We start from the raw sequence: 23,117 nt of genomic DNA on the forward strand, positions 1-23,117 counted from the left end.
TTTTCTTTATATCCTGGTGATAAGGGGGTGAAAACCCCCTTGGGTTCGACAAAAACGCCTGGAGCGTTTTTGAACGTCGCGTTGTCAGCGGCGGCCCGTAGGGCGAAGGGCAGGAAGCCCGGAGTCATCCCCAACAGAATAGAGTATCGCCAGCCATTGTGCTGGAAACGTACACTTTGATGTCATTAGCGTTCAAGCGCTTGATGGCCCCCGGCCCGCAGGGCGAAACACAGGACGTGTTTGGTAATCCCTTGCGTAGATACAGCTCTTCTCCAAACATCTGTTCAGATAACGGCTTTAAATCAGATTATGGGAAATGAGTAAAAGCACTGCATGTCGACAAATGTGAACATCCTGTCTTCAGCGGCGGCCCGTAGTCACTCATAGCATACCTCCTCTAAATCTCTCCATATTAATGTTAACCTTCTATGCCGGAGAGAGCCGTAACGGGGTTAGCATGGTAGAAATAACCGCAGGGTTTGGCGTATAACGCATAAACCCGGGTTATGCGTAACTGTCTTGGGCGGCGTATATCTCAATATTCTGGTTTTGTGGTTGTTTGAGGTTGTTGTAAGGCAGGTATGCTTATCTGGCAACGCTTAAAGAGCTGTTGCCACCAATTAACATGGCGACGCAGATTGGTTTGAAAAGCAACAAATTCCAATTCTTGCTGTTCTAACCATTCAACCACTGGCACTGGACCACTTGAATAAAGAGCTGTCAGCAGGGGCAATAACTCGTATTGATAGCGGTTGATATTTGCTGCTAATGGTTGAATCTTTTCAATAAAGAAAATTCTGAATACATTGCTAAGGTACGTGATTTCTTGTTCATCCTTGTTGCAGTCCAGCGCTTGTTTCTCCAGCCATGGGGTAAGCTGAGCAAAAAATACCGTTATCTTTTTTCTTGTCCGGAACACCCTGGCAGGCAGTTGCCCCTGATGCAATATTTGCAGATGTTGTTCCAGGTGCACGGCGCCGTTTCCAGACTCCTGAGGACCAATACCTGACAAGTAAGTCAGTGCAGCCCGGGTAGCCTGAAATAGTGCATTTTCATCCGCAGATAGTTTGATTTGATGGCCAGCCAAAGCGCTACGCATTTCTTCACCGGCTAACAGCTTTTGCCAGGCGAGAAGTAAATCCATGCGTTTCTGATTTTGCCAAACCTGCATTTGACTGCGTAAATCATCATTTTCGGTATTTTGGAGGCACTGTTGTAGCGCTGACAGAAAGTGCCTTTCATAGAGATAGCGTTGTGATGGACCCTGTAACTTACCTAAGGTGGTGTTGCGCTGTGCAACCAAGTTATACAAAGTACAATGTCTTAACTGATAGAAGTCTGTCAGACTGATATTCAGCTCTGGAGCGCCGGTGATTGATAACGCAGGAAATCCTAATGCGGTGGGGGATAGGGTCGCTGGAGCACTTACATTGAGTACATTGGCTAGCCTGGCTTGATAATTGGCCAGATCATTATCAATAGAAGGCTGGCAGGCAGTTAACTGGATTAAAACACTAAGCCAGCAAAGTGCTGGAATATTTTTCAGGCTAAACAAGATGTCTCAGTAATACTGTTCGTCATCGGCACCAATTTTATACACCAGTTTCTTATTTACTTCATCCACATGCAGACTTATTCGCATTGGGTGACAGCAATTGCTGCAATCCTCGTAGTAGTCCTGATCCCCCAAGCTGTAATCTAAAAGTAAATGCATGGAATGGCCACACTGGGGGCAATTGGCCTGAACTGATTTGGCTTTCATATTTCTCCTTAGCGCTGTGAGATTATGCGCCGGTTAAACTCCGCCCTCCATCGACGGTCAGTACTTGTCCAGTTACATACTGCGCTTGCAACAGGTACTCAATGGCATTGGCAATATCCTGGCTTTCGCCCAGTCGTGCCAATGGGATCTGTGCCAGAATGTCCTGTTTTTGCTTAGTTTCCATGTCCTGTTCTGGCCATAAAATGGCACCGGGGGCGACAGCATTTACCCGTACATCAGGAGCCAGCTCAACGGCCAGTGATTGCGTCATACTAACCAGTCCCGCTTTGGCCAGACAATAAAGGCTATGACCAGCTAATGGGCGAAAAGCATGAATGTCTACCATATTGATGATAGTCCCTTTACGACTTTTCAGCTCATCAGCCAGAAAGTGACAGAGAAACAGCGGTGCCTGTAAATTTGAACCGACCAATTCGCACCATTGTTCAAGGTGGATGTTTGATAAGGGCGTCGGATAAAAGCTGGATGCGTTGTTTACCAGCACGTCAAGTCGACCAAACTGTTTAATAATATCCGCAGCCATTGAAGAAAGATTGCTGGTGTTGGTTAAGTCGCCCCGAACCAAAGCCGCTGAGGCGGGGCGTCTGTTGTTAAGACAATCCAGCAATTCTGCAGCTTGTTGTGCAGACCGGTGACAGTGCAACACCACCTGATATCCCAGGGAATGCAGATGTGTCGCCGTGTGGGCACCTAGGCGTTTGGCACTGCCACTGATAAAAGCCACTTTATTCATAACATACCGATTTAATAATGCTTACTGCCAGTATGCTTTTTTCACTCCTAGCTATCCAGATGTTGCAGGTGTAGTTTTGCGGTTTGAATGTACTGGCCACCAAATAACAAGGCATGATTGAGCAGATGGTAGAGTTGGTAAATGGGCTTGCGATACTGGTAGTCCTGGCTGAGTGGCCATACCTCTTGATAGCCCTGATAGAAAGGTTCAGGAAAGCGGCCAAACAGTTCGGTCATGGCAATATCCGTTTCCCTGTCACCAAAGTAGAAAGCCGGATCATATACAACCGGCTGCTCTTTCCAAAAACCTGTATTGCCCTGCCATAGATCGCCATGTAATGGCGACGCTGGCGGTTTATGCCCAGATAATAATTGGTCGACGGATGAAACAACTTTATCGATATGTACTGTCAGAATATCTTTCTCGCATAAAAGCTGCAGCAGGTAACCGATACGTTGCTCGGCGAAAAACTGACACCATTTTTTCTGCCAACTGTTGGGTTGCAATGTGGCACCTATATAGTTGTCTTCCTGCCATCCATACATGTTCTGGTTGTTGGCTGCATGCAATCTGGCCAGTGCCTGGCCGAACTTGAACCAGAGTGGGGCGGAACCTTCTCCCATATTAATGTATTCCAGGACTAAGAAGCTGTGCTGAGAGACTCGCCCTGAACATACCACTGCAGGTAACTTTATATCCTGTTCCAGTTTCAAATGTTCAAGGCCATGCGCTTCGCATTCAAGCCGTGGCAATTCTCCGGCCTCAGCCACCTTGATAAAGAAGCGGTGACGACCATCTGAAATACGAAAACTGCGGGTATGAAATTGTTGGTGAATCTGGCGGATATCATCGCAGATAAAATCCTGACCCAGCTTTTCGCTGATTTGTTCGCTGATAAAATGCCACATAAGAGACGAATGGATTGCCGCAAACTTTTCTTAGTATGGAACAGCAATGAGATTTGTTAAGGGTTGTTGCTGATTTTTGTTTCTAAATGCACAGAGGGTTCCTGAATGCCGCTTAGAGTCTTATGTTGGTATTGATTTTCCACTAATAACTGACGAAGCTTCACAAAAGTAGTAAATGTGCCTTTTAACAGTAATTGGTTCGCCAGCCAAAGAGGAATATGACCGGCTGGATCCGCGCTTCCCCGATAACAAATTTCAACTAAACCAGAGGCGAGTGGACTTAGTTGCCATATTGCCCAAACATGTTTCATCCTCACCCAATGCTCATTTATGGGTAAGCTTTCTGCTGCATCCTTAACGTCCAGCGTCAAAATCAGGCTTTCTGCATCCTGACTAAAGGTTGACAACGTGACCATATCGCGGCTGCGGATGGGCCAAGGAGCGTCAAACCGGCTGTGAACTAAGTCCTGATTGGGTTCAGGCCTTGCCAGTAACTGAATGGTGCTTGCATTGGCAATCCACTCTGGTCCTCTATTAGTGTCTCTAAGCAACCAAATGAAGGCATTGAGACGGGTATTAAGCTCAGTGATCGCCATCACATCAAACATACCGGAAGGGCTTTGTCGTTGATATAACCGGATTTGCTGATGGCGCTTAATTAAGTTCCATTCATTCACCATATTGCTGCAATTCTCTGCATTGACTGAAAAAGTCAGGCAGAGCAGGGCAGCGATACCCCGGATTGGAAATTGCATCTGTTGGCTTAAATAGATATAGTTGCCCTTGGTCTGATGGTAGCAGACCAGCGAATTTTATCGGAACACCCACTGAGGGTGTTTTTTTGTGTTTTTGAAAGACACGTGGCGCTTGGTTTGCGTCACCACTGTTAAGGAATTTTCATGCCTGTTATTACACTTCCCGACGGCAGCCAACGCCAATTTGATAATCCTGTGTCCGTGATGGACGTTGCCAATGATATCGGCCCTGGTTTAGCTAAAGCCACCATTGCCGGCCGCATTGACGGTCGTCTGGTCGATGCCTGTGAAGTTATCAGTACCAATGCGACATTGCAGATTATCACTGCCAAGGATGATGAAGGCTTGGAAATTTTGCGCCACTCCTGTGCGCATTTGTTGGGTCATGCCATCAAACAGCTGTGGCCAAATACTAAGATGGCTATCGGGCCGGTGATTGATAATGGCTTCTACTATGACGTCGATATGGAACATGCGCTGAGCCAGGATGACCTGGACAAATTAGAGAAGCGCATGCAGGAACTGGCAAACACCAGTTATGACGTTGTGAAAAAGGTGGTGAGCTGGCAGGAAGCGCGCGATGCTTTTGCGGCACGTGGCGAGTCATACAAAATTGAAATCCTGGACGAGAATATCAGCCGTGATGATCGTCCAGGCCTGTATCACCATGAAGAATACGTGGATATGTGCCGTGGTCCGCACGTACCGAATATGCGCTTCTGTCAGCATTTTAAGATTATGAAAGTGGCCGGTGCGTATTGGCGTGGTAATAGCGACAATAAAATGTTGCAACGTATTTACGGCACCGCCTGGGCAGATAAAAAGCAGCTCAAAGCCTATTTACAGCGTTTGGAAGAAGCCGAAAAACGCGATCACCGCAAAATTGGTAAGGCGCTGGATCTGTTCCACTGGCAGGAAGAAGCACCGGGTATGGTGTTCTGGCATAACGACGGCTGGACAATTTATACAGAGCTGGAGCGCTTTGTACGTGACAAACTGCGACGTTACGATTACGGCGAAGTGAAAGGGCCGTTGATGATGGATCGCACCTTGTGGGAAAAATCCGGTCACTGGGATAAATTTGGTGACGCCATGTTTACCACAGAGTCGGAAAAACGCGAGTATGCCATTAAGCCAATGAACTGCCCGGGTCATGTGCAGATTTTCAATCAGGGCTTGAAGTCATACCGCGACCTGCCGCTACGTATGGCGGAGTTTGGTTGCTGCCACCGTAACGAGCCGTCGGGTGCCTTGCATGGCCTGATGCGTGTACGTGGCTTTACTCAGGATGATGCACATATCTTCTGTACTGAAGAGCAAATCCTCAGTGAAGTAGGTGGTTGTATCGATATGATTTACGATACCTACAAGACCTTTGGTTTTGACAAAATCGTCGTTAAGCTGTCTACCCGCCCGGAAAAGCGTGTAGGTTCTGATGAAGTGTGGGATAAGGCGGAAAAAGCCCTGGCTGAAGCGCTGGACAGTAAAGGTATAGAATTCCAGTACCTGCCAGGTGAAGGTGCCTTCTACGGACCGAAAATCGAATTCACGTTGCATGATTGCCTCGACAGGGCCTGGCAGTGCGGTACCGTACAGCTGGATTTCTCTATGCCGGGTCGCTTAGGCAGTACCTATGTGGCCGAAGATGGTGAACGCAGAGTCCCTGTTATGATTCACCGTGCGGTGCTGGGATCATTGGAGCGCTTTATTGGTATTCTGACCGAAGAATATGCCGGATATTTTCCACTTTGGCTGGCGCCAATGCAGATGGTGGTGATGAATATTACCGACAATCAGGCAGAATATGCCAGCTCTGTGGCAAAAAGGTTACAAGAATTAGGCTTTAGAGCAAAGTCTGACTTGAGAAACGAGAAGATTGGCTTTAAAATCCGCGAGCACACTCTAAGGCGTGTTCCTTACATGTTGGTTGTCGGCGACAAAGAAATGGAAGCCGGTGAAGTGGCAGTAAGGACTCGGAAAGGCGAAGACCTGGGCAAATTCTCCCTAGAGGAGTTTATTTCTAAAGCCAATGAACAGGTCACTAGCAAGATTATCGAATAATTTCGGAGGAAGAGCATATTAAAGGCGCTAACACGAAGGGCCAAGATTCGGCAAAAGCCCGTATTAACGAAGAAATAAGAGCAAAAGAAGTTCGTTTGATTGGCAAGGATGGTGAGCAGGCAGGCATTGTCTCCCTGGCCCAGGCACTGGAATCAGCCGCAGAAGTCGAGCTGGATTTGGTGGAAATTAGCCCGAATGCCGAACCGCCGGTCTGTAAAATTATGGATTACGGCAAGTTCATCTTCGAAAAGAGTAAAGCTCAAAAAGAGCAGAAGAAAAAGCAAAAGCAAATTCAGGTCAAGGAGGTTAAATTCCGCCCTGGCACTGATGAAGGCGATTACCAGGTCAAACTGCGCAACCTGCGTCGCTTTCTTGAAGGGGGTGATAAAGCCAAAGTCACGGTTCGTTTCCGCGGACGTGAAATGGCTCACCAGGAAATTGGTATTGAGCTTCTGAACCGCATTAAAAGCGAGTTGGAAGACATTGCCAACTGTGAGTCTTTCCCCAACAGGGTGGAAGGCCGACAGATGATCATGGTGATGGCCCCCACTAAACGGTAAGTAAGGCTCATCAAGTGCTTTGATGACTGCGCATCAAAGTCGCCTTACTACTTGGTTGTAACTTAAACAATGCGGAGTTTTAGCAATGCCTAAAATGAAAAGCAACAGCGGTGCCGCGAAGCGTTTTAAGAAATCTGCTTCCGGTCGCTTTAAAAGCAAACAGTCTCACTTGCGTCATATTCTGACCAAGAAGAGCTCTAAGCGTAAACGCCACCTGCGTGGCAAGAAACTGGCCCATGACTCGGATACTGCGTTGATCCAACGCATGTTGCCGTACGCTTAAGCTAAGGAGACTGAAACATGGCAAGAGTAAAACGTGGTGTTATTGCACGTGCCCGTCATAAAAAGGTACTGAAGCAAGCCAAAGGTTACTACGGAGCCCGTTCACGGGTGTATCGCGTTGCAGTACAGGCGGTTACCAAAGCCGGCCAGTATGCGTACCGCGACCGTCGTCAGCGTAAGCGTCAATTCCGTCAATTGTGGATTGCACGTATCAACGCTGCGGCCCGTCAGAATGGTTTGTCATACAGCCGTTTCATCAACGGTCTGAAGAAAGCGTCTGTCGAAATCGATCGTAAGATCCTGGCTGACATCGCTGTACATGACAAAGCAGCTTTCAGCGCACTGGTAAATGCTGCCAAAGGCGCATTGGCTTAATATTTAACTATTAAGCTTGAGTTCTTTCAGAGAAACGGGAAGCCGGATGCTTCCCGTTTTTTTTATGCGTTAACAAACTGCATCAAAAAAGCAATCTTGTCTAATCGATTCGAGTCAGCGCATAATGCGCGGTGTTTTGGATTGGCTCCCGCTGTCTAGGGATATTGTATTAAATGGATCGGCAAGACGTTCAACAATTGTATCGTAATCATCATGGCTGGATGAGAAACCTGCTGATACGCAGGCTTGGTTGCCCTGAAGATGCTGCCGATTTGGCACAGGATGCTTTCGAGAGATTGTTAAGAAAGCCCATGCGTTTTGACAGTTTATTGGGGGGGCGTCATTACCTCAGCCGTATCGCCCACTCACTTTGCATCGATTTATGGCGCAGAAGGCAAATCGAGCAGGCTTATCTGGACAGCCTTCAACAGCTGGATGCTGCGCACTTACCCGACATCGCTGAACAGCAAGCCATCGTTGATATTATTGTCAAAGTTGACCAAATGCTCAGCCGATTACCACGCAAGGTCAAACGCACTTTTATTGCGGTGCAGGTCGAAGGCCTGACCTACCAACAAGTTGCGCAGCGCGACAACATCTCCGTCGCCAGTGTTAAAAACTATTTGGCTCAGGCCATTGTCAGAATGACTATTTTCAGGGAAACCCATTTTGAGTAATTCAAGGATTGATCCGAACAGCCTGCAAAGTGCTGCCAGTTGGTTTGTGGAAATGCAGGAACAAACGCCGACAACGGCAAGCCGAATCAAGTTTGAAGCTTGGCTGGAGAGCCCGGCTAATCGCCATGCCTGGCAGAAGGTGCTGGAGATGCACAGTACCTTTGAGCAGTTTAGCCGTCATCAACAGCAGCACCCTTCTTTGCATGAGCTATTGCAACAACCGGTTATGTCGAGACGTGCAGTGATTAAATGTCTGGCCCTGTTCGGGGTGTCATTTATGACTTATCTCAGCGCCAGGACGCCAATTGCCAGGTCCACCTGGTATCAGATGGCTGCAGACCATAGTGTGCCGGTGGGGCAATCTGAACATATTCAATTAGCGGAGCATCTGCAGTTATGGCTGAATACCAATACTGCCATAGATACCAGGCAAATCGGTGCCATTCACGAAATAACCCTTCTACAAGGCGAGCTTTTTGTTGAGCACAATGGGCTTGGTCAGTCAAAGGCATTGCGCATAAATACGAACTGGCAGGCACAGGAGTTTGTTATCGAATCTTCTTTCAGCCATTTAAATCTGTATAAGCAAGACGCTGGCTGTGAACTCTGTATTTTTCAGGGGCAAGCGATTTTGCATGGGGCAGGAGAATCAAAAACCTTGCAGGCTGGCCAGCAGATAAGCTGGACGGCAGGTGGCTTTTCGGCCCTTGGGACGGTAACAGATTTACCCGGTTGGCGCGATGGTAAACTTATTGCAAAGGACATGTCACTGCAAGCTTTCGGCATTGAACTCAATCGTTACCGCCAGGGATTTATCCGTGTTGCCCCCGAGGTGCAGAATCTGAGCATAGACGGTGTATTTCCGGCTTTTGACAGTGATAAGACACTGGAAATGCTGGCCCTCAGCTTGCCAATTTCCGTCAGTAAAGTGGGGCCATGGTGGGTGAATATAGCATCCGCCTGATACAACAACTGCCAGGCCGACTAATATTGACCTTAATCTTATGTAAAAGCAGGCTAGTCACTTCACTGGTGCTTGTGACTTTAACGCTTACAGCAGGTGAAGCCGAAGCCTGGGCCGAATCGATTTATCCTTTTGACTTGCAACAGGGCAGTCTTAGCCAGTGCCTGAATACGATTGCCCGCACAGCCAATATCTATATCTCCGTTGATAGCCAACTGATTGCCGATAAACCCTGCACTGGATTTTCTCAGCGCCTGAGCGCACAACAAGCCCTGAAAAAGGTGTTGTCAGAATCAGGACTACATTATCAGCAGGTGGGTGATGTTCACTTTGTGGTTCAAGGTGAGGCGGGCGTATCTCAAGGGCAAGGCGGCCCCACAGAAATTCGGGTGACTTTCTCGCTACCGGACAAACAGACAACGCTTTTTACCCCGTTATCTGACTGGCAGGACGTGACAAGCTCGTCTTCAGGGATTGCGCAAAGCGTTAAACAGCTACCGCAGACGGTATCGCTGGTAAATCCCAAAACATTCCTTTCCTTCAGTCAAACTGATCTAGGCGAAGTGCTGCGCTCATCTCCTGGCATTTACAGCACTGCCAACGCCATTACTGGTAACCGTGAATTTCGGGCGCGAGGTAACTTACTTAATCCATTCCTGATTGATGGACAACCTTTCGCTGAGTCTAATTTTGCTGTGTCCGAATTGGATGCAGGGTATTTCAATTTATTTGAAATCAATCGCGGTACTAATGGTGTCCAACAGGACAACGGAGTGAACTCTGCTTCGGTGAATTTACTGCCAAAGCCCGCAAGTGAAGAGGTTTTTTTGGACCTTTCTGCCAGTTATGGTGAGTTACTGAATCGCAGGTTAAGTGCGGATATCGGTGGTGCCTTACTCAACAGCTCCAAGCTTATGGGGCGGCTGGTGATGGTGGAGCAAAAACAGCAGGACGCAGCCGATCATTCCCATAACATACGAAGCGGCGGCTATGGACGACTGACCTGGCACCTTTCCGATGCCCTTAAACTGGACTTTTATCATATTGAACAACAAGATCAGCAACGCGAGCGTTCGAAAATCCGGCCGTTGCTGTATGCGGATCTCACTCCTTATGACGGGCCACTTTCCACCAATTTCTGGCCAAACTGGTCAGGTGGAGAACAGCATTTAGGTTTTTCTCATTTCTTGCTTGAACATCAACTGAATTCAACGTGGCGGGCCAGACTCAGCCTGAGTAAAGCCATCCAAAAATCGGATATGCTGTTTCAGGAATTCAATAGCTTTCCTGACCGCCAGACCTTGTCGATGGCCTATTGGGCTTATCAGCAGCAATTGCATTACAAAACATACAAAGGCTCGATAAGCCTGGATGGAGAGATTTCTCTTTATTCGCTGCCAGTGGATATCAGCCTGACGGCCAGCAGTACCGATAGTCGCAGTTTTCAGCGTTTAAATGAGATGGATTACCAAGGTATGCTGGTGATACAGCATCACAGTTTTGAGGCGCTTAACCGAGACGAGCCATTACCGGATAACGTACTGGCGAGCTATATCAATGACCTGCGCGTTAAGGTTGACAGTATAAAACTGGCTAGTCTAATAAGCCTGACAACGTCAACCCGGTTGTCTGCCTCTGTGCGAAGAAATCATAGCCGCTATCTGGTTGACAGCAGTATCTTCTTTGGCGAGACAGAAGAGGATAACAGCCAATACAACAACCTCTATTTGGGTATCAGTCAGGCGATAGGAGAGATACAACTTTACGCTAGCTATACAGATATTGTGGACTTTCGCAGTGGTTATTTGTCCATGTTGAATATTGGCTTGTTGCCGGTCCGGCATATCTCTACAGAATTAGGCATTAAAGCCGACTTTTGGCAGCGTAAAGGGCAACTTAGTCTTAGCGCTTATCAAAGTCGCCCACAGAAATTTGGTTTGGCGCCTGATATTACCTACAACAAACAAGCAGGGTGGGAAGCGGAGTTTCGCTATCAGAACCAGGCTATACAGATCAATCTGGCCTATGCGCGCCGACATTCAGTGCAGTCTGCAGACAATGCCAACGTGCAGTTTCCTGACACCCTGTATCGTGCAACCGTGGGTTATTCGTTGCCCTGGAAAGCGCTCAACATGACGTTTGGCGCAGCGATTGAGGGCGAATCCAGGCAGCACTATCTGCTAAGAACCTTTATTGACACTAATAGAGTGAACGTTTCCCAGCCAGCCAGCTGGCGGCTCAATGCCTATTATAAATGGCAATTCGGCGAGGGGAGTGCATTGACTTTGAGTATCAAAAATGTATTGGATAAAGGCTATTTTGACGGTGTGGATCTGGTTCGGGGTTGGGCCGCTTATGGTGCTCCCCGGCAGATAACCCTGACAATTGATCAACATTTTTAAAAAAGTTTAGCTGTTTAGCCAACCTCATTCGTTTCCTTATTAACAGCAATTCCGCTGTCAGCACTTTCGCCGCATACAGTTCCAGCAAAGCGAAGTGCATACGCGAAAAATAAGGAAATCCAATTGAATACTCAGCTAAAGGTGATTGCCGCCTCCGTGTTTATGTTGCTCAGTGGTTGCGGGGGGGGTGGCAGTGATGCGCCAACCGTCAATGTGCGCCCCAACCAGCCTCCCATGGCTAAATTCGTTGCCAGCCAAAACAGCATTGAAGTAGGGGAGTTGCTCAGCTTCGACGCCAGCAGTAGCAAAGATCCTGAACAGTCAGCGCTAAATTATTTGTGGCGCATTGACGATGCCAATGGTCAGGCCCTGACACTGAGCGATAACAGTAGTAAGGCCATTGAGTTTAGTCCGCAACAGCCTGGCAGCTATCAGGTTAGCCTGACAGTTACGGACAGTCAGGGAGCCACAAGCAGCACCAAGTTAGTGATTGCAGTGACTAAAAGTCAGCGTCATACCTTGTCTATTAAGACCGCCAAAACCGCGAAAGTAGGGGAAAAGGTTGCCCTAGAAGCGGTGTTTACGCATATGCTCAGCGAAAAAGTCACGCCAAAATATCATTGGACACTGATTGCAAAGCCGACCGCCAGTCAAGCCAGCATACAAGCGCCAGAACAGATCCAGACCTATTTTCTGGCTGATGAGGTGGGAGACTATGAGATTCAATTGTCGATGCAGTTGGGCAATATTATCAGGCGGGACGTCAGACAGACCATCAGCGTGCATAAAGCAGGCAATGTGCCACCGCAAGCAAGCATAGACACGCGTCATATTACTCAGCTATGGAAAGGCGATCGCTTAACCCTGACCAGCCTTAGTGTCGATGCGGACAATGACAGTTTGAGTTATCAGTGGTTAGTAAAAGGCGGGGATGTGCAAGCACATCCTGACAATCTTGAAACCTTTGAATTTGAGCCACTTGATTTGGCAACCTATCAGGTGTGTTTAACTGTCAGAGATGGCAAATATCATGACACTGACTGTGTAGATATTCAGGTTATCAAGGAAAATCGTGCGCCTGTTGCCTCATTTGATTTGGCCCTTGGTGTGGATAGCAGAGATCTCAGGCCAAACAACAAAATTGAATTGCTGAGTGATGCCAGCGATCCAGACGCAGACCTGCTGGAATATGAGTGGCAAGTGTTGTCTGCGCCAACGGGGAGCCAGTGGACGCTAGACACAAAAAATGACAAAGCACCAGTATTTCAAGCCGATAGGGCCGGTGAATATCAGCTACAACTCAGAGTGTACGACCAAAAGCTGTATTCCGAAGCTTTTACTAAAGTCATATCTCTGACTGAAGTCACCTTGCCCCAGGTACAGATCACCAGCCTTGAGACAAATATTTCTATCAACCAATGGGTAACTTTAACCGCGAATAGTAATACTGCAGCCGAGCCGGTGAGTTACTCCTGGTCCTTGATTAAGCAACCGCAAGGAGCAGATGGCCAACTGGATGGCAGCCACCAACGTTCGGTGCTTTTTAAGGCAGATAAAGAAGGTGAGTACCTGATTCAATTGGTAGGCACAAACCCTCAGGGGCAATCTGAGCCTGCCACCATCATATTGACGGCTGACAGTAACCTGTCTCCCATTGCCAGAGTTGCTGGACAGACAAAGCGGAATGCTCTGGTTGGGGACACCGTGCATTTTAATGCTGCCATCAGCTATGACCCAGAAGGGCAACCGCTAAGTTATAAATGGCGGGTGTTTGAGGAAGCAAATATGCAAACGGTTGCCACTGAGTCCGGCACCGAGCATTTTAGTTTTAGTCCCAAGTACGCCGGTAGCTATCGTGTGCACCTAACGGTCAGTGATGGGGTCAAAAAGGGGGAAGCCAGCTACTTAATTCAGGCCGCCACTGAGCTGGAGGAACAGCTAAGGTTAACCGGCACTTTGCTGGATGCAACAAACCAGCCTGTTAGCGGGATCAACGTGGCAACCAGCTATATTAATATCCGCCAGGGCTATACCGGATTTTATGAAACTTACACCGATGAATCAGGGCAGTTTATTCTATCGTTTGATCGCCCTCAGCAAGGCAATTGGGAACCAGGTTTAAGGGTTGGTGCAAGCCTAAGATATGGATATCAGGATTTGGCCCTGGAATTGGATGAAGGCAATTCAATTGAGTTGGGAACCAAGAAAATCGCTACGTTGCAGGATGTGGTATTTGAAGCGCGTTTTTGCGACAGCGTGTCAGACAAAGAGTACAAGACAATCTTGAGGGGGCATTCCGACAATACTGACTTTAGTGTTAAGGCAATGGCATTATTGTCCTTCAGCCGGGCATTACCCAAAGTAAAAACCAAATTGTTGGCCCCAGCGATATTTGCTTCTCTCAATGCGCACATTACATTTAATGGCAGCAGGCAGTTCGAGCATCAGCCAGATGCTAGTGGTACGAATAGCTTCTATGTAGATATTTGTGAGCCGTAAATACTTGCCCACTGGAAAATGCCGGATGCTTATCCGGCTATATCAGAAAGAAAACGCCGGCTTTCGCCGGCAAGGGCGCTTCAGGCGAGAGGTGGCCTAAAACGCATACTTGGCAGAAAACTGTAATCTGTCCATATCACCATCATTACCATTTTCCAATTCGCGCTCGGCGTGGGAATATTCCAGGCCAAAGCTTAAGGCTTTGGTGGGGGAATAGATGGCATTCACCCTGACACTACTGGTGGTTTCGGTAACCCCCATTCCGGTCAATGCCACTTCGTTATCAGCTTCAAACCAGGAATAGCTGATGGTGGAACGCCATTGGTCATTCCAAAGGTGTCGATACGCTATCAGGCCACCGCTGGAGTCGATAGCTTCCAATTCGCCATTGGCATTGATCACGGCACCATTGGCAGTGTTGATACCAAGGTAACGACCCATCCCAGAGCCAGCGTTGTACATCAGCTTGATATCATCTTTGCCAATATTAAACTTCGCTGAAATGCTGAACGATGCAGCCGTTTCGGTACTGTCGATTAATCCACCGTCATCATATGCAAGTTGACGCACCAGAGCCGCACCAGAAACATGCCCCCAGTCGGCTTTATGGGTATAACGCAGCACTAAATCCGGTACAGAGTTGTCGTCAGTAACAATGCGACCGCCGCCGCCATAAGGGGTTACGGTAGTCTCTGGGTTTTCCAGGGCAATCTGGAAGCCACCATTGCTATAGCGAATCATGGCCTGACGTACGAAGATAGTGCCATCAGTGGCGCCAATGAAGTCCAGGGTGTCCGGCAGCACGGCAACATCCTGGAAGGTTGTCCAGGTCTGACCAAACAACCAGCCATCATACTCTATAGTAGCGATGCGCAGCCTGGGACTGTATGAGTTACTGACCCGTTCATCGCCATTAGGTGTGGCCATAAAGTCCAGCTCTATTTTAGTTGCCAGGCTTTTGCCATTCTCCAACTGGGTTTTGCTGGAAAAATTAAAGCGGGTTTGTCGGGCATGCATATCAAAAGCCGTGCCTTCGTCATTACCGCCAACGGGAGTGAGTCCGGGAATATAAAAATCACGGCCAATATTGCCCGACGGCAGGGTGCCATCTGAATAGTTGCTGGCAATGGCATCGAGTTTGACATAACCACCAAAGTTAAATTTGGTGTCATCCAGTACAGATGCGCTGGCAGCGGACGCGCTCAGCAGGGTGCCGATCAGACAAGCAAGGGGGGTTCTCGTTATGGTTCTCATTGCAGATCCTCATGTTCAAAGTCTGCTTAACAATTGTTCAGGGGCGCGAACTGCTCAATCAGACCATGGTCTAAGCGACCAAGGTCGCAGCCTGTCCTCAATGGGGCGGGAAGCTTATTGTTAAAGGGGTGTAAAGTCTGTTTTAATTCGGTGTTAATCTGGTCTGCTACGACCATGGTCTAATACTTTAGCCGGGCTGGCCCCTTAGTATTGCAACGAAAATTATATGGAGATCTGACAATGTCGCATGCAATTTATCCTGTTTCATCTTATCCACCTAGGGCTGCTCATGCCGACAATGCAGAGTATCAGCGCCTGTACCAATGGTCGGTGGAAGATCCGCAGGGCTTCTGGGCCGAACAGGGCAAGAGACTGGATTGGATAACACCATATACCAAAGTGAAGTCAACCAGCTTCGCCCGTGGCAATGTGGATATCAAATGGTTTGCCGACGGTCAGCTTAACGCCAGTTATAACTGTATTGACCGCCATCTGAAAACCAACCCGGACGCCACCGCCATTATCTGGGAAGGTGACGATCCAAATGTCAGCAAAACTATCAGCTATCAGCAGATGCATGATGAAGTATGCCGTCTGGCCAACGCCATGAAAAAACAGGGTGTAGGCAAAGGCGACAGGGTGATTATCTATATGCCGATGATTCCTGAAGCAGCCTATGCCATGCTTGCCTGTGCCCGCATTGGTGCAGTGCATTCGGTGATATTTGGCGGTTTTTCACCCAATGCTATTGCCGACAGGGTAGAAGATTGTCAGGCCAAACTGGTCATTACCGCTAACTACGGCCGTCGTGGTGGCAATAAAGTGCCACTTAAAGCCAACGTTGATAAGGCCTTGGAAAAAGATACAACCGCCTGTATTCAAAGTGTCATCGTTTATCAGTTACTGGATGAACCTACTCATATGCAAGATGGACGCGACGCCTGGTGGCATGAAGCCACAGCGGATTGTTCAGCCAACTGTGAACCTGAGGTAATGAGAGCAGAAGATCCTCTTTTCGTGCTGTATACTTCTGGCTCAACAGGCAAACCCAAGGGGGTCGTACATACCACCGGTGGATACCTGGTATACGCCGCCATGACACATCAATACGTATTTGATTATCAGCCTGGTGATGTGTATTGGTGTGCCGCCGATGTTGGCTGGATTACCGGGCATAGCTATATTGTTTATGGCCCCTTTGCCAATGGTGCTATTTCACTGATGTTTGAAGGGGTGCCAACTTATCCTGATGTTCGTCGTATGGCACAGGTCGTCGATAAGCATAACGTCAACATTCTCTATACAGCGCCGACGGCTATCCGTGCTCTGATGGCCAAAGGCGATTTTCCTGCCGAAGGCACCAGTCGCAAGAGCTTGCGTCTGCTTGGTAGTGTGGGTGAGCCTATTAATCCGGAAGCCTGGCAGTGGTATCACGATAAGATTGGTGATAGCCGTTGCCCGATTGTTGACACCTGGTGGCAGACCGAAACCGGCGGCATTATGATTACACCACTTCCTGGTGCCACTGACCTTAAGCCTGGTTCTGCAACCCGGCCCTTCTTCGGCGTACAACCGGCCCTGGTGGATGCTGAAGGCAACTTCCTGGATGGTGCCACAGAAGGTAATCTGGTAATTAAAGACTCCTGGCCCGGCCAGGCCAGAACTGTCTGGGGCGATCACGAGCGTTTCGAACAGACCTACTTCAGCACCTACAACAACCTGTATTTTACCGGTGATGGTGCCAGACGTGATGAAGATGGTTACTACTGGATCACAGGCCGGGTTGATGATGTGTTGAACGTGTCAGGCCACCGTCTGGGTACGGCCGAAATTGAAAGTTCGCTGGTCGGCCATCCTGCCGTGGCTGAGGCTGCAGTGGTTGGTTATCCCCATGATATCAAAGGGCAGGGGATCTACGTTTACCTGCTGCCAACCGATGGGGTTGAAATCACTGAAGAGTTAACTAAGCAGGTTCGTCAATGGGTTCGTGATGATCTCAGTCCCATTGCCACACCGGATTTTATCCAGTGGACCCATGGCTTGCCGAAAACCCGCTCAGGCAAAATTATGCGCCGTATTCTGCGCAAGATTGCCGCCAATGAGTTTGAAAGCCTGGGTGATACCTCTACCCTGGCCGATCCTTCGGTCGTCGACTCACTCATAGATAAGCGTTTGAATCGCTGATAAAACTGGTGTCGATCTAGAAAATGACCGACACTGTGAAAGGCCGCCTGCTGGCGGCCTTTTTGTCAATGTCACAATGGAGTCGCCATGGCTAAGTTTCTGATTGCCGATGACCATCCCTTATTCCGAGAAGCACTGGCTGGTGCTTTGCAATTGAAATTTAATGCACTGACATTGGTTCAGTCAGACTCATTGGATTCCACGTTAAAGGCACTGCAGGAACATGATGATGTGGATCTCATCCTGCTGGACTTGCATATGCCTGGGTCTGGTGATCTGTATGGCTTAATCCGTGTCCGACAAGATTTTCCCACTGTTCCCGTGGCAGTGATATCCGGTACCGATAGCCTGGAAGTGGTGTCACGGGTAATGGGTTTCGGTGCACTGGGTTTTATTCCCAAGTCGTCATCTTCTGAGCAAATCGCTTCGGCGATTAACAGTATATTGGAAGGAGATAACTGGGTACCTGATGCATTAAAAGACAAATTACACAAAATCAGTGATGAAGACAGAGACCTAGCCCAAAAGGTGGCAGATCTTACCCCGCAGCAATACAAAGTGCTTTATTTGATTCACAATGGCCTGCTAAACAAACAAATCGCCTATGAGCTGGGCATTACAGAAGCTACCGTAAAAGCCCATGTTACTGCCATCTTTCGTAAACTGGACGTATACAGTCGTATTCAGGCGGTATTATTGGCCGAAAAGCTGCAACTGGAGCCGCCAGGTAAAAGTTAGTCGTTGGCACCATGTTGTATCTCTCTGAATATTTTGTGCTATATCAAATGGGAGCCTAAATACAACAAGGAAAGCGATATGAAACTTCTGTCTCTGATGATAGCTCTGTTCTGTTTGAGCGCTTGCTCAAAACTCAATATGGGTAACTACCAACAGTTAGAAACCGGTATGAGTTACCGTGAAGTGATTCAGGTGTTGGGCAACGCCGATCAATGCGAAGACGGTGTGGCAAATCAGGAATGTATCTGGGGCAATAAAGACGGGCGACATATTCAGGTTAATTTTGTTGCTGGTGCCGTGGTTTATTTTAACCAGCAGGGCTTGTAGCTACCCCGCAGAAGTACCAGTTGGGCTGGTCTCGAGATAAGGTCCGCATATCTGTTCAACGGCAGTTAGCCAGGATTCATAAAAGGTTCAGTCAGCATCGGCATACTGGCAGCAGCTTTATTCATTAAGGAAATTCGATGAGAAAACTGATTGCTATATTCATGCTTGTTGGTGCGTCACTCACAGCTGTTGCTGACGACAAAACCATTAATGTGATGGGGCAGGCCAATGTTAGCGCCGTGCCGGATCTGTTCCAGTTTAGTTTGTACATAGAAGAAAAAGGCCCGGTGGTATCCAAGCTTAACGAGACCGTGACAGACAAAACCAATAAGTTGGTGAGCTTCTTGCTGAAACAGGGGGTTAAAGAACGGGACATTCAATCTATGCATGTCCAGCTTTATCCCTGGTATGAACACCGAGACTCAGGGTCTGAGCAAAAGGGCTTTGTGCTGGCCAGGCAAATTCAAGTTAGTCTGAGGGAACTGGCCCTGTATGACAAAGTTTTGGATGGCGTATTGAAACTTGGTGCCACGCGCATCGACGGTTTCCAACACAATGTTGAGAATCAACAGGATTTATATCTAAGTGCGCTGGAATTGGCGGTAAAGAACGCGCAGCTTCGGGCAGAAAAGCTGGCCAGCAGTTTGGGCGCAAAAGTGGGCAAAGTGGTGTCGGTTAGTGAATCCTCCGCCTATCGTCCAATGGCCATGGCGATGGAATCGAGAATGCTGATGAAAGATGCATCTGGCAGTATGGCTGGCCAAATGAATATTGATGCTCAAGTGCAAGTGACGTTTGAGTTGGTTCAGTAATCATGTATAAAGTGGCTGGGTTTGCACAAAATCTGGCCACTTATAACCAAAACCCTTGCCCATTTGAGTTGATGAGACAAATGACCCCATAAAGGGGTTTTATTTTTTCTGGAATAGCAGTACCTTGTGCGCCTTTAGTAACAGGATTTCAAGCCTACATGCCGAAAGTCAAATCAGAGCTCTACCGGGAAGTCGTTCAGCAAGCCAGTGCGCTGATGGAAGGGGAAAAGGATTTGATTGCCAATCTGGCCAATATCAGTGCGTTGTTGTGGATGCACTTACCCGATATTAATTGGGCTGGCTTCTATCTGCTGAAGGACGAAGAATTGGTACTGGGGCCCTTCCAGGGTAAACCAGCCTGTGTGCGTATCCCGATGGGCCGTGGCGTGTGTGGCACTGCCGCGAAGCTGGGACAGCCGCAATTAGTCGAGGATGTACACCAGTTTGAAGGGCATATTGCCTGTGATGCTGCATCCAATTCTGAAATTGTGTTGCCGTTTTATCAGGGGGCTCAATTAATGGGGGTGTTGGATATTGACAGCCCAAGCCTGGCCCGTTTCGATCAGGAAGACCTGCAGGGACTGCAAAATTTAATATCGGTACTTCAGGAAGCGTTAGCGTGAAGTCCAGTATTGATATCCATGTTGTACTGGCGACGCCAGCCGATATGGAATTTTGGGAAGATCAGGCGGTGGATGCCGCAGATCGCCTCAACGAACTTTTACATTATCTGTACAGCCGTGTTGACGATGATATTGACAGCCATCAGTTAGAGCTGATGCTGCAACATATCTGGGAAACTTGGCATCAGGACCAATATTTATTGGATATTGACGAGCCGGAGCTCTATGACTGGGTTGACCAACTAGTGGCAACTTGGGATGATGAGCATTCTGGTGCACACTTAGATTAACCCTTAGAACGTAAGCGAATGGATAGCCCACAGAAGTTTTCAAACAGCAAAGAAGTGATTGCTTTTTTAGCTGAAACCTTTCCCGCCTGCTTCAGTATTGAAGGTCAGGCAAAGCCCCTTAAAGTTGGTATATTTCAGGATCTGGTCGAACGCCTGGAGAATGAAGAGCGGGTTAGTAAAACCCTGCTGCGCGCATCGTTGCGTCATTACACCAGTAGCTGGCGATATTTGCATGCTGTAGTTGAAGGGGCGCATCGTGTCGACCTGGATGGCAAAGACGATGCAGTAATTGAAAAACAACATGCCGAGCATGCCCAGCAACAGTTGGCCGAAAGCAAGCAGCGTGTGGCTGAAAAGCGCAAAGAGCAGGCTAAAAATCGCCCCGATGCAAAGAATCGTTACAAAAAGTCTGCAGCAAACGCGGGCCCTGCTAAAGTTGACAGTAACGGGGCTGAAAGGCCCAAAAGTGGAGGTAAAGCGGCTGGCGATGGAACTAATTTCCAAAAGCCTAAACCAATAAAGAGACCCCCACCGGAAAAATTGAGCGATACTGATCTGGTAGCCGGTACCTTAGTGACCGTCAAAATTGGCAAAATGCCAATGCCAGGCACCATCAATGAAGTAGGTAAAGAAGGGGTGCACGTTCAATTGAACACAGGCATGGTGGTAAAAGTACCAGCAGAAAGCCTGAGGTTAGCCCGTCCCAAGAGGTAAAACATGAAGAATGCGATTCAAGTCTCAGTTGCCGCGGCATTGCTTGCTGCTACATTCGGTGCAAGTGCGGTTGCCACCGCACCCAGCGCTCACGATTTACCCAATCTGGAACAAGAATCGCAGCATGCTGTAGCCACCAAACGAATATCGTCGTTGTTCAGCCGGGCGCATTATAAAGAGATCGAATTAAATGATGCGCTGTCCGGTCAAGTGTATGACCGCTTTATTAAGTCCTTGGATCCCAATAAAAATCTGTTTATTGCCGCGGATATCAAAGCCATGGAGAAGTACCGCCAAAGCTTTGATGATGCACTTGAACGGGGCAATTTGGCAGGTGCTTACGACATTTTCACAACCAACCTGAAACGTCGTGTTGAACGGTATGAGTTTGCATTGTCTCTGTTGGATAAAGGCTTTGATTTCGAGAAGGCTGGCGATGCATTTCAGTATGACCGTGAAGATGCGGCCTGGCCAAAAGACGATGCAGAGTTGGATGAGCTATGGCGTCAGCGTGTCAAGTATGACGCGCTTAACCTGAAACTTGCCGGTAAAGACGACGCTGGCATTAAAGAGCTGCTGACCAAAAGGTACGAGCGCGCCATTAAGCGCTTGCAACAAACTGAAAGCGAAGACGTTTTTCAGACGCTGATGAACTCCTTTGCCCGCACTATTGAAGCGCATACCAGCTACCTGTCACCACGAAATGCTGAGCGTTTCCAGATGGAAATGAACCTGTCATTTGAAGGGATCGGCGCGGTATTACAATCTCAGGATGATCACACAGTGATCCGCTCCATCGTGCCCGGTGGTCCGGCTGACCTGTCTAAACAGATTAAGCCCGAAGATCGCATTATTGGTGTGGCTCAGGATGACGAAGAATTTGTTGATGTGGTGGGTTGGCGACTGGACGAAGTCGTTGACCTGATTAAAGGCCCTAAAGGCAGCATCGTGCGTTTGCAGGTACTTAAAGGGTCTGCATCGGACAGTGGCACACCTGACGTCGTTAGCCTGACCCGCGATAAGATCAAGCTGGAAGACAGAGCGGCCAAGTCTAAGGTGTATGTTCCCGAAAAAGGCCCGAATCAAGGGGACAAGCTAGGGGTCATTACCATCCCGTCTTTCTATAATAACTTGCACGATGATGTAAAAAAGGAACTGGATAAACTCAAAGAAGAGAAAGTCCAGGGCATCATCATTGATTTACGAGGTAATGGCGGCGGTTCGTTAACGGAAGCCACATTGCTGACAGGATTGTTTATAGACAAAGGTCCTGTGGTACAAATTCGTGACAACGCCGGACGAATCCGCGAAGAGCGGGACACCGACGGCGTGGTGTTTTATGAAGGTCCCCTGACGGTGTTGGTTGACCGGTATAGCGCATCTGCTTCTGAAATTTTTGCCGCGGCCATGCAGGACTATGGGCGAGCGCTGATTGTTGGTGAACAAACATTCGGTAAAGGCACGGTTCAACAGCATCGTGGTCTTGGGCGGATTTATGATTTGTATGACAACCCGCTGGGTAGTGTGCAATTCACCATAGCTAAGTTCTATCGCATAAATGGTGGCAGTACCCAGCATAAAGGCGTAGTGCCAGACATTCTGTTCCCGTCGCCTATTGATCCTGCTGAGTGGGGCGAAAGCCGCGAAGAGAATGCATTGCCATGGGACAGCATTCCCAGAGCCAACTACACCACTTTTGGTGACACCAGTGCCACCGTCAGGGATGTCGCCGGTCGCCATGACAGCCGTATCATGCAAGATCCTGAGTTTGCTTACATCATGCAGGATATCAGTGAATACAAGGCGCGTAAGGATGATAAAACCATTTCTTTGGTAGAGTCAGAAAGACGCAAGGAAAAGCAGGAAAACGAACAGCAAGCACTGCAGCGTGCCAATGAACGTTTAGCCCGTATGGGCCTGGAAAAGGTTGAAAACCTTGACGACCTGCCTGAAGCACTGGAAAATCTCGACCCACTGCTGGATGAAGCTGCCGCCATTACTTACGACGTGGTGGGAACAGGTAAATACGCCATCCACAGTAAGTAACGTAACTCACCGTTGCACCAACAGGGCTATGACATCATAGCCCTGTTTGTATCTGGCGTTTAGAAAGCGTGCCAGGACGGCAAAAAGTCAGCATAGACTGGCCAACTTGTCCCAGGTGGATGAGATTGAT

General features: G+C 48.4%; 22 protein-coding genes. 16 read left to right on the plus strand and 6 right to left on the minus strand.

The features are described from left to right. Window positions 1-535 precede the first annotated feature (535 nt). From ABD028_RS03425 to ABD028_RS03445, 5 genes are read right to left on the minus strand one after another with little or no spacing between them, the layout of a single operon-like run. Window positions 536-1,555, minus strand: a complete 1,020-nt coding sequence (locus ABD028_RS03425; RefSeq protein WP_343841765.1) for a DUF3080 family protein — start codon at window positions 1,553-1,555, stop codon at window positions 536-538. Window positions 1,556-1,561: 6 nt separating this feature from the next. Next, complete coding sequence (locus tag ABD028_RS03430; protein WP_102795349.1) at window positions 1,562-1,762, minus strand: CPXCG motif-containing cysteine-rich protein; 201 nt, start codon at window positions 1,760-1,762, stop codon at window positions 1,562-1,564. Between the two features lie 22 nt (window positions 1,763-1,784). Then, window positions 1,785-2,516, minus strand: a complete 732-nt coding sequence (locus tag ABD028_RS03435) for a pteridine reductase (protein WP_343841768.1) — start codon at window positions 2,514-2,516, stop codon at window positions 1,785-1,787. Window positions 2,517-2,563: 47 nt separating this feature from the next. Next, window positions 2,564-3,424 carry a fructosamine kinase family protein gene (locus tag ABD028_RS03440; RefSeq protein WP_343841770.1) on the minus strand — a complete coding sequence of 287 codons (861 nt, stop codon included), beginning with the start codon at window positions 3,422-3,424 and terminating at the stop codon, window positions 2,564-2,566. 56 nt (window positions 3,425-3,480) lie between these two features. Next, window positions 3,481-4,032, minus strand: a complete 552-nt coding sequence (locus tag ABD028_RS03445) for an START domain-containing protein (protein ID WP_343841772.1) — start codon at window positions 4,030-4,032, stop codon at window positions 3,481-3,483. 291 nt (window positions 4,033-4,323) lie between these two features. Here ABD028_RS03445 and thrS point away from each other — a divergent pair, with 291 nt between their 5' ends. From thrS to ABD028_RS03485, 8 genes are all read left to right on the plus strand, one after another. Then, window positions 4,324-6,240 carry a threonine--tRNA ligase gene (gene thrS, locus ABD028_RS03450; protein ID WP_343841774.1) on the plus strand — a complete coding sequence of 639 codons (1,917 nt, stop codon included), beginning with the start codon at window positions 4,324-4,326 and terminating at the stop codon, window positions 6,238-6,240. Further along, window positions 6,240-6,800: a translation initiation factor IF-3 gene (gene infC / locus ABD028_RS03455; protein WP_425542079.1), complete on the plus strand. Its 561-nt coding sequence runs from the start codon at window positions 6,240-6,242 to the stop codon at window positions 6,798-6,800. Before thrS ends, infC begins: the two co-directional genes overlap by 1 nt. Window positions 6,801-6,885: 85 nt before the next feature. Then, window positions 6,886-7,083: a 50S ribosomal protein L35 gene (gene rpmI / locus ABD028_RS03460; protein WP_102795353.1), complete on the plus strand. Its 198-nt coding sequence runs from the start codon at window positions 6,886-6,888 to the stop codon at window positions 7,081-7,083. Window positions 7,084-7,100: 17 nt separating this feature from the next. Continuing rightward, window positions 7,101-7,457: a 50S ribosomal protein L20 gene (rplT, locus tag ABD028_RS03465; protein ID WP_102795354.1), complete on the plus strand. Its 357-nt coding sequence runs from the start codon at window positions 7,101-7,103 to the stop codon at window positions 7,455-7,457. Between the two features lie 173 nt (window positions 7,458-7,630). Next, window positions 7,631-8,134, plus strand: a complete 504-nt coding sequence (locus ABD028_RS03470; protein ID WP_343841779.1) for a sigma-70 family RNA polymerase sigma factor — start codon at window positions 7,631-7,633, stop codon at window positions 8,132-8,134. Further along, window positions 8,127-9,098, plus strand: a complete 972-nt coding sequence (locus tag ABD028_RS03475; RefSeq protein WP_343841781.1) for a FecR family protein — start codon at window positions 8,127-8,129, stop codon at window positions 9,096-9,098. The genes ABD028_RS03470 and ABD028_RS03475 overlap by 8 nt, the downstream gene beginning before the upstream one ends. Before the next feature lie 74 nt (window positions 9,099-9,172). After that, a complete protein-coding gene (locus ABD028_RS03480; protein WP_343841783.1) occupies window positions 9,173-11,500 on the plus strand; it encodes a TonB-dependent siderophore receptor in 2,328 nt (775 codons plus the stop codon). 123 nt (window positions 11,501-11,623) lie between these two features. Beyond that, window positions 11,624-13,999, plus strand: a complete 2,376-nt coding sequence (locus ABD028_RS03485) for a PKD domain-containing protein (RefSeq protein ID WP_343841786.1) — start codon at window positions 11,624-11,626, stop codon at window positions 13,997-13,999. 96 nt (window positions 14,000-14,095) lie between these two features. On the opposite strand, the gene ABD028_RS03490 is transcribed toward ABD028_RS03485, so the two are convergent. Beyond that, window positions 14,096-15,253 carry a DcaP family trimeric outer membrane transporter gene (locus ABD028_RS03490; RefSeq protein WP_343841789.1) on the minus strand — a complete coding sequence of 386 codons (1,158 nt, stop codon included), beginning with the start codon at window positions 15,251-15,253 and terminating at the stop codon, window positions 14,096-14,098. 240 nt (window positions 15,254-15,493) lie between these two features. Between ABD028_RS03490 and acs the strand changes: the two genes are divergently transcribed. The 8 genes from acs to prc all read left to right on the plus strand — a co-directional run bounded on the left by acs (window position 15,494) and on the right by prc (window position 22,987). Next, window positions 15,494-17,437: an acetate--CoA ligase gene (gene acs / locus ABD028_RS03495; RefSeq protein ID WP_343841792.1), complete on the plus strand. Its 1,944-nt coding sequence runs from the start codon at window positions 15,494-15,496 to the stop codon at window positions 17,435-17,437. 87 nt (window positions 17,438-17,524) lie between these two features. Continuing rightward, a complete protein-coding gene (locus tag ABD028_RS03500; protein WP_343841795.1) occupies window positions 17,525-18,175 on the plus strand; it encodes a response regulator in 651 nt (216 codons plus the stop codon). A gap of 78 nt (window positions 18,176-18,253) precedes the next feature. Next, window positions 18,254-18,502 carry a DUF3862 domain-containing protein gene (locus ABD028_RS03505; RefSeq protein WP_343841798.1) on the plus strand — a complete coding sequence of 83 codons (249 nt, stop codon included), beginning with the start codon at window positions 18,254-18,256 and terminating at the stop codon, window positions 18,500-18,502. A 137-nt stretch (window positions 18,503-18,639) separates the two neighbouring features. Then, window positions 18,640-19,314 (plus strand): SIMPL domain-containing protein, encoded by a 675-nt coding sequence (locus ABD028_RS03510; protein ID WP_343841800.1) that lies wholly within the window; start codon window positions 18,640-18,642, stop codon window positions 19,312-19,314. A gap of 158 nt (window positions 19,315-19,472) precedes the next feature. Beyond that, window positions 19,473-19,937 carry a GAF domain-containing protein gene (locus tag ABD028_RS03515; RefSeq protein WP_343841803.1) on the plus strand — a complete coding sequence of 155 codons (465 nt, stop codon included), beginning with the start codon at window positions 19,473-19,475 and terminating at the stop codon, window positions 19,935-19,937. Further along, the gene (locus tag ABD028_RS03520) at window positions 19,934-20,227 is read left to right on the plus strand and encodes a hypothetical protein (protein WP_102795365.1); all 294 of its coding nucleotides are present in this window, start codon (window positions 19,934-19,936) and stop codon (window positions 20,225-20,227) included. The genes ABD028_RS03515 and ABD028_RS03520 overlap by 4 nt, the downstream gene beginning before the upstream one ends. Before the next feature lie 18 nt (window positions 20,228-20,245). After that, the gene (proQ, locus tag ABD028_RS03525) at window positions 20,246-20,941 is read left to right on the plus strand and encodes an RNA chaperone ProQ (protein WP_343841807.1); all 696 of its coding nucleotides are present in this window, start codon (window positions 20,246-20,248) and stop codon (window positions 20,939-20,941) included. 3 nt (window positions 20,942-20,944) lie between these two features. Continuing rightward, window positions 20,945-22,987, plus strand: a complete 2,043-nt coding sequence (prc, locus tag ABD028_RS03530) for a carboxy terminal-processing peptidase (RefSeq protein WP_343841809.1) — start codon at window positions 20,945-20,947, stop codon at window positions 22,985-22,987. Window positions 22,988-23,117: the final 130 nt, after the last annotated feature.

The organism is Bowmanella denitrificans, assembly GCF_039522935.1.
Taxonomy (GTDB): Bacteria; Pseudomonadota; Gammaproteobacteria; order Enterobacterales; family Alteromonadaceae; genus Bowmanella; species Bowmanella denitrificans.